Raw genomic sequence first — 12,039 nt, forward strand, 5'->3', positions numbered from 1 at the left:
TGTAAAGCCGTGAAAACTTCTGCCTTCTTGTCATAACAAGTTGAATTCTTACGATATTACTTAATTTTATTAAAAAATGTCTTGATGAGATGATGTTTCTTGTAAAGGTATCTGTCGATAGACTGGGGATGGAGGGAATATTCGTCTTTCTAGTGGTAGTATAGCCCCAAGCGTAACACAATAAAAAATCTTCACTAACCTTTCTTTCTCTTTTAGATGAATAGATTTTACATACAATCATAGTAATGATAAAATTAATTTTCACTGATAATAATTTTATAATTTTTATAACTATATTATTATAGCTTATCATGTATATATAAAAGTCAATATTATAGTAAATACTATTTAATATCACAAACATAAGTTATTTATTATATTTTTTAAATATATAATTTTATATAAAAAAAATAATATTTATGCCCTCACTGCCGAAAATTTTATATCATGTCGGATCGGTAGATCAGTAGTCCCCACCTCATAGCACCATCAACCGCAAAAGGCCGGATTCCTCACGGAGTCCGGCTTTTGCTATTTAAGGGGGTTGTTATGCCGAACTGGGTATCCAACATCATTACCCCGCTCAATGAAACGGCTGTTTCGTTCACTCGTGAGCGTATCGTGGATGAGAAAGGTGAATTCTGCTTCAGCAGGCTTGTCCCTCTCCCGCGTGAGCTCTCAAAAACCAGTTCTCCGAACAGAATCGTTTCCCCGGAGGAAATGCAGATGTTCAAGGACCGGTATGCGGATCGTGTATGCACGGAGTATGAGCAGGAAGGACTGCTTTATGTTGAGCATCCGTCCGGCGTCATCGAAAGCTGCTGTACCACCGAGTGTGCTCAAAATCTCATCAAGCGATTCGGAGCCGCAGACTGGTACACCTTCACCAATAGCCATTGAGACTGTAAGTGGGATGCCTGCTACCGGAAACATGACAACACCAGTTACTTCTTCGATACGCCCTGGAGCTACCCTGAAACGTTTACGGAGGTCATGGCAGCATCATGTCCTGAAGGACACTGGCAATGGAGATGGGAAGAAGAACAGGGATTCGGCGGAATTTTTGAGATCTGGAATGGCATCATTGTTCACACCGATTCCTGGGATATCCCGGAAGAAACTCCTGCCCAACACTAACCGCACTGCTTCTCCCTGAGCGTTCTCCTCCATATTCGCCCCGTCAGTACCATATTCTGGCAGGGCATTTTTTATGCGAGCATACTTGTGGCAAAAAATAGTGCCGACATTGACGACAGAAAAAAATAATAGATCAATAACAACAGATTATGATCATTTTTTGTCGTCACTATCGCTGACGACGAAGTGAAGACAATGGACGACCAATGTACGACACGCTGTACAGAACGCACAAAAAATAAGTCCCACAAGGGTTTATGTACCTTATGGGACTTTCTCAGTAGCTATCCTGGCGGAAAGGGTGGGATTCGAACCCACGTACCGGCTCATCACCGATAACTCGATTTCGAGTCGAGCGCGTTACGGCCTCTTCGCTACCTTTCCACAAACGTGTGTTGTACACGAAGACAGGCCCGCGGGCAAGCCTTTTTTCCGGGGCCCTGCCGCAGACGCAGCAGGACGCCGTGCGCCTGACGAGCATTCAGCCCTTCGGGCAGCCCCGCCGCGTCCGGTCAGGCGCAGAACCCGCTTCCGCCCTGCGGATTAGCCGCCGCCTCGAACCGAAAAAAAAGACCCGCTTTCAAAAAGCGGATCTTTTTTCCAATGTCTTGCAAAGCGGCGCAGGATTCAGACGAAACGCTGCCGCCGCAGCACTCAGAGCGGAAGTCTGCGGCGCTCGTCCATGTCGGCGTGCAGCTGCGCTATGAGCGCGTCCAGCCCGTCGAAGCGCCGATCCTGACGCAGTTTCGCAAGAAAGCGCACTTCGAGTTCCCGGCCGTAGATGTCGCCGGAAAAATCCATGATGTGTGTCTCCAGCGTCAGCGCGGAACCGTCGAAGGTGGGATTCTTGCAGAAGCTCGTCACGGACATGCGCCACTCGCCCGCGCCTTCGCCGTCCAGCAGACGGGCCGACGTGGCGTACACGGCCGGAGCCGTCATGGCCTGCGTGTGGGGCACGTCGAGATTGGCCGTGGGTATGCCCAGAAGCGGGCCTCCCCGTCCTTCGCCGTGAACGACTTCCCCCTGAACGGAAAAGGGTCGTCCGAGAAGCAGATTCGCTTCATCAAGCCGCCCTTCGGCCAGCGCCTTGCGGATGCGCGTGGAACTCACGGGCGCGCCGTCCACAAGCACGGCCTCCACCTGCGTGACGTGCGGAATGCAGGCGCGCAGCGCATCCACTCCGGCCTGATCCCGCCCCATGCGGAAATCGTATCCGACAAAAAGCTCGCTCACCGCCAGCGAGTCCTCAAGCACATGACGACAAAAGTCGTCGGCCCCGCGGGATGCCAGTTCCTTGGTGAACGGCAGCAGAAGCACGGCGTCGATGCCGAGCTCTTCCATGTATTCGAGCCGCTGCGCCGTGGAACACAGTTCCTTGGGAGCGCGGGCCGAAAGCACCGAAACGGGATGAGGATCAAACGTGATCGCCACGGCGGGCACCTGACGCTCGCGGGCGTTTTTCACCGTGCTGCTCAGCAGCGCCTGATGCCCGCGATGCACGCCGTCGAAATTGCCGACGGTGGCCGTGCAGGAAGTCCACGCTCCCTGCTCGCGGAGCGCGTTCGGATCGGAAGCTACAATCATGAGTTTACTTGGCCGCCGTATGCTTGAGAGCCATTTCCACGGCGTCTATGAAGTTTTCCATGGGAAGCGCGCCGCGCAGCACCATATTGTTCACGATAAAATACGGCGTGCCCACAAAGCCCAGCGCGTTGGCGTCGGCGGCGTCGCCCGCCATGAGGGCGTCGAGTTCCTTGGCCTTGCTCTTCACCGCGGCTTCCACGGCCTTGGCGTCGAACCCGGCCTCGGCGGCAATGGCGCGCATGGCGGAGAGGACGTCTTCTTCCACCTGCTTCTGCCGGTCGAAGGTAAGCGCGTACATCTTCCACGCCTTCGCCTTGTCCATCTGATAGGCGGCAATAAACCACTCGCCGGCCACGCGGCCGGCCTGCGTCTTGGGTATCTGCTTGAACACGAGACGAATCTTGCCCGGATACCGCTTCATCAGATTGCCCACGGTGTAGGCGGCCTGATGGCAGTAGGTGCAGAGAAAGTCGGAAAAGGCGATAATCGTCACGGGCGCGTCGGCAGGTCCGCCCACGGGACGACCTTCCAGCGCCACCTGCTTGGGCTGATCGATTTCCGTTTCCCACTGACGCAGCAGCACGGCGCGACGACGCTTGTCCGAGCCCTGCTGAACGATGTCGAGCAGCTCTTCGCTGTGATCCCTGAGCACGTTCAGAATAAGTTCGGGATGTTCTTTGAGCAGCGCCTCAAGCTGCGCGTTCATATCGGAAGAAGGCGCGGCCTGAACCGGCGCAGCGACCATAAGTCCGCCGGAAAGCAGAAAAAGTGTCAGACATATATGACGAAGAAAAGACATAATCATCTCCTTTGGCGGGACTATATCTTTTTCATACCGACCTGACAAGCCGCCGCAACGTTGCGGCCCGCAGGCACAGGATTGCAGCGCGGCGGGTCTTTTCTGCATGCCCGCTTCCCAGCGTTTTTTCGTCCCACGCGCCGGAAGTCGGGTGATGAATGCGCGCCCCGACAAAAAGACGTTCCGTTTTTCCGCCGCCTGGCCCTCAGAGGACAGGCTCTGCTCCCGCGTCTTAGCAGGTGACCATGCTCACGGCCAGGCCGCCCATGGAGGTTTCCTTGAACTTGTGGCTCATTTCCCGGCCGGTTTCGGCCATGGCGGCAATGGCGGCATCCAGGGAAACGCGATGCGCCTCGGGGCGCGTGCCCGTGCTGATGAGCGCCGCGTTGAAGGCCTTGACCGCACCCATGGCGTTTCGCTCGATGCAGGGAATCTGCACATAGCCGCCCACGGGATCGCAGGTGATGCCGAGATGATGTTCCAGCGCCACTTCGGCGGCGTTTTCCACGTAGCGGGAAGGGTTGCCCTGCGCGTCGGTGAGCATGGCGGCGGCCATGGCGGAAGCCACGCCGATTTCGCCCTGACAGCCCACTTCGGCCCCGGCGATGCTGGCGTTGTGCTTGGCGATGAAGCCCACGGCCGCGGCGGCCAGAAAGCCTTCACGGATGGCGCGGTCGCCGATGAAGAGGTCGTGACGCATGGCGTACACGAGCGCGGGCATGACGCCCGCCGAACCGCAGGTGGGCGCCGTGACGATGACGCCTCCCGAGGCGTTTTCCTCCGAGGCGGCAAAGGCGTAGGCATTGAGTCCGGCAAGAAACTTGCCCGGCGAGGAATGAAGCGCCTGGGCCCGTTCCTGAAGCATGTGCGCCTTGCGCTCCACCTTGAGGGGACCGGCAAGGTAGCCGCTGCCGGCAAGGCCGTGCCGCACCGATTCCTCCATTCTGTCGAGAATGTTGTTGAGCTGATGGATGATGGCCGGACGCGACGCCCCGGTGATGGCCGTTTCGTTGGCCAGCATGATTTCGTAGATGTTCAGGCCCTGAGTGCGCACGATGTTCCGCAGTTCCTTCATGTTGCTGTACGGATACACCGGATCGCCGAGTTCGGGAGCCTTCCAGCCGTCCCACTGCACGAAGCCGCCGCCCACGGAATAGTAGGCCTTGCTGAACAGCACTTCGCCGCCGGCGTCGAGCAGCTCGGCCACCAGCGTGTTGCTGTAGGGATAGTTGTGAACCACGGCATCGTGAACGATGTCGGCAAGAGAAACCAGCGCGCTGCCCACGCCGAGTTCCACCTTGTGGTCCTTGAGCGGCTCTTCGGACAGCCGTGCCAGGTAGCCGGAAGGACAGTCTTCAGGCTTCACGCCGAGCAGGCCCGCCAGCACGGCGGCGTCGGTGCCGTGCCCCGCGCCCGTGGCGCTCAGCGAACCGAAGAGGCGCACCCGTATGCGGGAGGCGCGGGCGAGGATTTCGCGGGGAAGTTCGGCGCACGTGGAGGAAAAAAGACGACCGGCCGTCATGGGGCCGATGGTGTGCGAGCTCGACGGGCCGGGGCCCACCTTGAACAGGGAAAAAAGCGATGTGGTGATGGGCCGCATGACGAGGCTCCTCATGGCTGTGTTTTGCGCGGCGCTCCGAACGCCGGATGTCACCGCAGGAAAAGGGCGGCCAGAGGCCGCCCCGAAAAGACATGTCCCCGTGTTCGGCACAGGGGCGGAAAACTACATCTGCGAGTCTTCGTTCTTTTCTTCGGCTTCCAGATCTTCGGTGTGCTTGAGGATTTCCTCAAGCTGAATGTCGCCGCAGAGCACGCCCACGATTTCATCGTTCTCGTCGGTCACGGCCTGCGACACGGAAAGGATGAGCGCGCCGGTGTACTGCGACTGATACACGTCGGTCACGTGCAGTTCACCGTCCTGCATGGGCATCTTGAACCAGACGCGATCGGAGTAGTCGTAGCCGGGATCGGGCAGATGGCCGTACTTGGGCGCGTTGGCCTCATCCGTGACCACGGCCTGCAGCAGCTTGCCCTTGGCGTCGGTGAGCGTGATGAACTGGATGTAGGGGTAGTGATCGGCAAAGCTCTGCATGGCGGTGCAGCGTTCCTGCTCCGTGCGGCTTGCGCGGCAGGCCGCGGCCAGACGGGTCATGATGCCCGAAGCCAGACGACTGGCGATTCTCTTGAGCTTCTGCAGTTCGGAAACGAAGAGCTCGGGCATGTACTGCTTGACGAGGGCCAGCATTTCCTTGTTGGAGAACGAGGTGTTTCGTCCGGCCTCGTAGGCCTGCATGATGGCGTTGTAGATCTGCCCCACGGCGGGATGCTTCTTGGTGACCTTCCGGCTGTCGTCGAGTTCGAGCTTGCTGTTGATCCAGTAGGCCACGCCCGCGCGGCCGGACTTGTCGGTGATGATGATGGGCACGGGGCGATTGAGAATCTTGGCCGTGTCGAAGATGTTGTAGATTTCCTCGTTCTTGGACAGGCCGTCCACGTGAACGCCCGCGCTCGTGGCGTTGAAGTCGCTGCCCACGAAGGGATAGTTCGGCGGAATGGTGTAGTCGAGTTCCTTGGCGAAGTACTCGGCGATTTCGGAAATGACCGTGGTGTCGGCCACGTCGTCGTTGCCGGTGAGGGAAATGTATTCCATGACCAGCGCTTCCACGGGAGTGTTGCCCGTGCGTTCGCCGAAGCCGAGCAGCGCGCCGTTGACGGAGGCGCAGCCGTAGAGCCAGGCGGTGACGCCGTTGACCAGCACCTTGTGGAAATCGTTGTGACCGTGCCATTCCAGCCACTGACCGGGCACGCCGGCCTCGTCGATGAAGGCGCGCACGATGCGCTGCACCGACCGCGGAAGGGCCGCGCCCGTGTAGGGCACGCCGAAGCCCATGGTGTCGCACAGACGAATCTTCACCGGCATGGAGGCCTTGCGGGCGAGTTCCATGAGCTTGGCGGCGAAGGGAAGGCAGAAGCCGTGGATGTCGGCACGGGTGACGTCTTCAAAGTGGCAGCGCGGCACGATGCCCCATTCGAGGGCGCGTTCCACGATGCGCAGATAGTCGTCCATGGCCTGCTGGCGGGTTTTGCCTAATTTAAGGTAGATATGATAGTCGGACACGCTGGTGAGCAGGCCCACTTCGTCGAATTCCATGTCTCTGGCGATGCGCAGATCGTTTTCGTTGGCGCGAATCCAGCCCGTGACACGGGGGAAGCGGTAGCCGCGGGCCCGGCAGGTGTCGATGGCCTTGCGGTCCTTGGCCGAGTACATGAAGAATTCCGAAGCCTGAATGAGGCCGCTCTTGCCTCCCAGCTTGTGCAGAAGATCGAAAATATGGGCGATCTGCTTCACCGTGTACGGAGGTCGGGCCTGCTGGCCGTCGCGAAAGGTGGTGTCGGTGATGAAGCAGGGATCAGCGGGACTGGGAGTGATGATGGTGCCGTCGAATCCTATGCGCCCTATCTTGGTGTAGGGGAAAAGTTCGCGGTAGAGCTGGGGTTCGGCCCTCTCTTCCAGACGAAGGCTGCGCTCAGAACTTTTCTTGAAAAGAATCATTGTACCTCCGAATATGGCCTCAAACTGGCAGGCCCTTTTGATAGGGGATGAGGAATCGTATCTGTTAATGCTGGAAAAATAAAGTATTATGCCTCCTTTAAATTTTCCGTGCCCTCCGGTCCCGCCGAAGGCCTTTCCAGGAAAAAATAAATGGTCCGCCCTCTCTGGCTTGTTCTTTTTTTCTCTTGATTTTTGCCTTGTCATCCAAGCTTCAAACATTTTTGTATAAAAATTTAAGTCTGATATTTCAATGAATTGAAAAAACGAGTCTGAAACGATTTTTCGTAAAACCCCTGCGCTCGTTCCGTTCAGGAACCATCCGCAGGCACGAAAAAAGGGGAGGAAAGGCCGTTTTTATGTTTTACCCATTGAAAATACAGCATTTTCAGCTTTTTTCGCGATTCCTCGGCCCCGGGTGGCTTGTGAACAGAACCGGAGCTATTGTGCTCAACTTCAAAATAGGGTAGGTACGGAGTACACACTGTAAGGCCGGGACTGTACTGTGCCCTCGCACATCCGGCCAGGTTTTGGTGTATCAGGGGTCGCTCTGTCTGAACGGAAAGTTTTTCCGGCTCATTGGTTGGCAAAGCGACAGACCCATAATCAACCATGTGGAGGTAAGGCAATGGCGAAACATGCAACCCCCCTGTTGGACCAGCTCGAATCCGGGCCCTGGCCCAGCTTTGTATCTGATATCAAGCAGCTTGCCGAAAGCAGAGCTAAAAACGCTCAGGGCTTGGATTATCAGATTCCCAGCGACGCTCCCGAGGACCTGCTGGGCATTATGGAACTTTCCTACGAAGACAAGGAAACCCACTGGAAGCACGGCGGCATCGTCGGCGTGTTCGGTTACGGCGGCGGCGTTATCGGCCGTTACTGCGACCAGCCCGAAAAGTTCCCCGGCGTGGCCCATTTCCATACCGTCCGCGTGGCTCAGCCTTCCGGCAAGTTCTACAGCACCGAATATCTGCGCGGCATCTGCGACATCTGGGATCTGCGCGGCTCCGGTCTGACCAACATGCACGGTTCCACCGGCGACATGGTGCTCATCGGCACCCAGACTCCTCAGCTCGAAGAAATCTTCTACGAACTGACCCACAAGATGGAAGTGGACCTCGGCGGTTCCGGTTCCAACCTGCGTACCCCCGCCGCCTGCATGGGCATGTCCCGCTGCGAATACGCCTGCTACAACACCCAGCTCGCCTGCTATCAGCTGACTCAGGACTACCAGGACGAACTGCATCGCCCCGCGTTCCCCTACAAGTTCAAGTTCAAGTTCGACGGCTGCCCCAACGGCTGCGTGGCTTCCATGGCCCGTTCCGACTTCGCCGTCATCGGCACCTGGAAGGACGACATCAAGATCGACCAGGAAGCCGTGAAGGCCTATGTGGCCGGTGAAGAAGGCTTCAAGCCCAATGCCGGCGCCCACTCCGGCCGCGACTGGGGCAAGTTCGACCTCCAGAAGGAAGTCATCGACCTCTGCCCGACCCACTGCATGAGCTGGGACGGCAACAAGCTGTCCATCGACACCGCCAACTGCGTGCGCTGCATGCACTGCATCAACACCATGCCCCGCGCTCTGCACATCGGCGACGACCGCGGCGCCTCCATCCTTGTCGGCGCCAAGGCCCCCATCCTCGACGGCGCTCAGATGGGCTCCCTGCTCGTTCCCTTCATCCCCGCGGAAGAACCCTTCGACGAAATCAAGTCCATCATCGAAAAGATCTGGGACTGGTGGATGGAAGAAGGCAAGAACCGCGAACGTGTTGGCGAAACCATCAAGCGTCTCTCCTTCCAGAAGCTGCTTGAAGTGACCGAAATTCCGGCCATTCCTCAGCACGTCATCGCGCCCCGCACGAACCCCTACATTCTCTTCAAGGAAGAGGAAGTGCCCGGCGGCTGGACCCGTGACATCGCTGCTTACCGTCAGCGTCACCTGCGCTAATCAGAGAGGAGAGCAAAAATGGCTTTTATTTCTTCCGGTTACAATCCTGCAAAACCCATGGAAGGTCGTATCTCCGATATCGGACCCCGCAAGTACGACTCCTTCTTCCCTGAGGTCATTGCCAAGAACTTCGGCAAGTGGCTGTACCACGAAATCCTGGAACCCGGCGTGCTCATGCATGTGGCCGAAAGCGGCGACAAGGTGTACACCGTCCGCTGCGGCGGCGCCCGTACCATGACCACCGTGCACATCCGCGAAATCTGCGAAATCGCCGACAAGTACTGCGGCGGCCACGTTCGCTGGACCACCCGTTCCAACGTGGAATTCATGGTCACCGACCTTGAGACCCTCAAGGCCCTCAAGGAAGACCTGGCTTCCCGCAAGTTCGCTGCCGGTTCCTACAAGTTCCCCATCGGCGGCACCGGTGCCGGCGTCACCAACATCATCCACACGCAGGGCTGGCTGCACTGCCACACCCCCGCCACCGACGCCTCCGGCCCGGTGAAGGCTCTGATGGACACCGTGTTCTCCGACTTCCAGAACCATCGTCTGCCCGCCCCCGTGCGCATCTCCCTGGCCTGCTGCCTCAACATGTGCGGCGCCGTGCATGTGTCCGACATCGGCATCGTGGGCATCCATCGCAAGCCCCCGATGATCGACCAGGAATGGGTTGATCAGCTCTGCGAAATTCCTCTGGCCGTCGCCGCCTGCCCCGTGGCCGCCGTGCGTCCCGCCAAGGAAGACTTCAACGGCAAGAAGATCAACACCGTGGCCATCAAGAAGGAACGCTGCATGTACTGCGGTAACTGCTACACCATGTGCCCCGCCCTGCCCATCTCCGATGGCGAAGGCGACGGTGTGATCATCATGGTCGGCGGTAAGATCTCCAACCGCATCAGCCGTCCCAAGTTCTCCAAGGTTGTCGTTTCCTACATCGAAAACGAACCGCCCCGCTGGCCTACGCTGTGCGCCACTGTGAAGCGCATCCTCGACGTCTACGCCGAAAACGCTCACAAGTACGAACGTCTGGGCGACTGGGCTGAACGTATCGGTTGGGAAAAGTTCTTCGAACTCACCGACCTGGAATTCACCCCCCAGCTCATCGACGACTTCCGCGAACAGGCCTACTTCAGCTGGCGTCAGTCCACCCAGTTCAAGTTCTCTGAACTGGCCGCCGAAGCCTACAAGGGCGCCGAAGCCCACGCTGAAGCCTCTGCCGCCGGCGTGACCGAAGAAGACAAGGCCCTGGTGTACAACTGGCTCGTCGAAAAGACCAGCAAGCCCGGCGCCAAGACCAAGTTCTACTTCAACCAGTTCCTCGAACTGTTCCCCGGCGCCAGCCCCCGCAAGGTCAAGAACGTCCTCACCGCTCTGGTGGACGACGAAAAGGTGGCTTACTGGTCCTCCGGTTCCACCACCATGTACGGCCTCAAGGGCGCCGGCAAGCAGGGTGCCACTGAAGAAGGCGAATAATATCGCCCCCGCCTCGGCGGGACTCCGACGGGCCGCTTTCTAGGCGGCCCACGGCACCTTTCCAGCAAGCTGGAACTTCAAGGGGAAGATCTTTCGGGATCTTCCCCTTTTTCCTTACCTTTTTTTCCTTTTCTTCCCATGCAGCAGCCTCGACTCGTCATTTCCGGACTCTCCGGCGGAAGCGGCAAAACTCTGGTTTCTCTCGGGCTTTCCCGCCTCTTCACCCGGCGGGGACTCTCCGTGCAGCCCTGCAAAAAAGGGCCGGACTACATCGACTACGCCTGGCTCTCCCTGGCTGCGGGACAACCTGCCGCCTGCCTTGACCCGTACTTTCTGAGCGACGAGGCCCTCACACGTCAGTTCTGCCGCGTCTGCGCCCGGCGCAGGCCCGACATCGCCGTCATTGAAGGCAACCGCGGCCTGTTCGACGGACGCGACCTTCAGGGTTCCTGTTCCACGGCGCATGTGGCGCAGCTTCTGAAAGCCCCCGTGGTGCTCACCATGAACTGCGCCAAAATGACCCGCACCGCGGCGGCCATCGTTTCCGGCATGGCGAATTTCGAGAAGAATCTGCACCTTGCGGGCGTCATTCTGAACAACGTGGCCGGAGAGCGTCACGGCTCCATGCTGCGCCGGGCCATCGAAAGCTATACCGACATTCCCGTGCTCGGCATTCTTCCCCGCCTCGGCAGCAATCCTCTGCCTGAGCGGCACATGGGCCTCTCCCTGAACACGGCCGATCCTTCCCTTCACGCCGTGCTCGACAAGCTGGCCGACACGCTGGAAGAACACACCGATGCGGGCGTTTTTCTCTCCCTTGCGCGTACCGCGCCGCCGCTTCCCGATATTTCCGAAGACGACACGCCGAAGAACGTTCCCGCCGGACGCCCCCGCATAGGCTACGTGCAGGACAGAGCCATGTGGTTCTACTATGAAGAGAATCTTGAGGCGCTGCGCGACGCGGGTGCCGACCTTGTCCGCCTGGATCTCTTCGACGACGCCCCCTGGCCGCAGCTCGACGGCCTCTACCTCGGCGGCGGATACCCGGAACTGTTTGCCGACGCCATCAGCGCCTCGCCCCATCTCGAAGAGATCCGCGCGCTGTCGCTGGCAAATCGGCCCATCTACGCCGAATGCGGCGGCTTCATGCTGCTCGGCAGCGCCCTGCTCCTCGACGACGGCGAGCACCCCATGGCCGGTCTTCTGCCTGCACGTCCCCGTTTCTACCGCCGCCCGCAGGGCCTCGGCTACGTCACGGCCCGCGTGGTTGCGGAGAATCCCTTCCACCCGATGGGCAGCGTGTGGCGCGGACACGAATTCCATTACTCCCGCTGCGAATGGCCCGATAATCAGCGCCCGTCCTGCTGCCTCACCCTGTCCCCGGGCACGGGCATGTACGAAGAACACGGCACGCACTGCGACGGCCTGCTCGTTCGCCGCACCTTCGCCTGCTGGACGCACCTCTTCGCCCCCGCCGTCCCCCACTGGGCAAAAAACTTTGTTGAGGAATGCAGGAAGTAGGGGAGATGAGCGGGGGAAGGAGGAAAC

Annotated in this window: 8 protein-coding genes, 1 tRNA gene and 1 pseudogene; 5 read left to right on the forward strand and 5 right to left on the reverse strand. The window is 58.7% G+C overall.

Translation table 11 applies throughout. The annotated features are described in order from the left end of the window. Positions 1-549 precede the first annotated feature (549 nt). Positions 550-900 carry a hypothetical protein gene (locus ACZM96_RS06835; RefSeq protein WP_489488113.1) on the forward strand — a complete coding sequence of 117 codons (351 nt, stop codon included), beginning with the start codon at positions 550-552 and terminating at the stop codon, positions 898-900. Between the two features lie 527 nt (positions 901-1,427). Here the strand turns inward: ACZM96_RS06835 and ACZM96_RS06840 are convergent. The 5 genes from ACZM96_RS06840 to ACZM96_RS06860 form a co-directional block, all read right to left on the reverse strand. After that, a tRNA-Ser gene (locus tag ACZM96_RS06840) sits at positions 1,428-1,521 on the reverse strand. A 270-nt stretch (positions 1,522-1,791) separates the two neighbouring features. Further along, positions 1,792-2,721 (reverse strand): riboflavin biosynthesis protein RibF, encoded by a 930-nt coding sequence (ribF, locus tag ACZM96_RS06845; protein WP_489488115.1) that lies wholly within the window; start codon positions 2,719-2,721, stop codon positions 1,792-1,794. Positions 2,722-2,725: 4 nt separating this feature from the next. Further along, complete coding sequence (locus ACZM96_RS06850) at positions 2,726-3,520, reverse strand: DsbA family protein (RefSeq protein ID WP_489488116.1); 795 nt, start codon at positions 3,518-3,520, stop codon at positions 2,726-2,728. A 232-nt stretch (positions 3,521-3,752) separates the two neighbouring features. Then, positions 3,753-5,120 carry an L-serine ammonia-lyase gene (locus tag ACZM96_RS06855; RefSeq protein WP_489488118.1) on the reverse strand — a complete coding sequence of 456 codons (1,368 nt, stop codon included), beginning with the start codon at positions 5,118-5,120 and terminating at the stop codon, positions 3,753-3,755. Between the two features lie 123 nt (positions 5,121-5,243). Continuing rightward, positions 5,244-7,073, reverse strand: a complete 1,830-nt coding sequence (locus ACZM96_RS06860) for a triose-phosphate isomerase (protein ID WP_489488119.1) — start codon at positions 7,071-7,073, stop codon at positions 5,244-5,246. Positions 7,074-7,698: 625 nt separating this feature from the next. Between ACZM96_RS06860 and dsrA the strand changes: the two genes are divergently transcribed. From dsrA to ACZM96_RS06880, 4 genes and pseudogenes are all read left to right on the forward strand, one after another. Further along, complete coding sequence (gene dsrA / locus ACZM96_RS06865) at positions 7,699-9,018, forward strand: dissimilatory-type sulfite reductase subunit alpha (protein ID WP_294484865.1); 1,320 nt, start codon at positions 7,699-7,701, stop codon at positions 9,016-9,018. 18 nt (positions 9,019-9,036) lie between these two features. Continuing rightward, positions 9,037-10,179 (forward strand): annotated as a pseudogene (gene dsrB, locus ACZM96_RS06870) (dissimilatory-type sulfite reductase subunit beta); the annotation flags it as partial. Between the two features lie 63 nt (positions 10,180-10,242). Beyond that, positions 10,243-10,491 carry a dissimilatory sulfite reductase D family protein gene (locus tag ACZM96_RS06875; protein ID WP_489488122.1) on the forward strand — a complete coding sequence of 83 codons (249 nt, stop codon included), beginning with the start codon at positions 10,243-10,245 and terminating at the stop codon, positions 10,489-10,491. A 138-nt stretch (positions 10,492-10,629) separates the two neighbouring features. Then, the gene (locus ACZM96_RS06880) at positions 10,630-12,012 is read left to right on the forward strand and encodes a cobyrinic acid a,c-diamide synthase CobB (protein ID WP_489488121.1); all 1,383 of its coding nucleotides are present in this window, start codon (positions 10,630-10,632) and stop codon (positions 12,010-12,012) included. Positions 12,013-12,039: the final 27 nt, after the last annotated feature.

This window comes from Mailhella sp. (assembly GCF_057866825.1).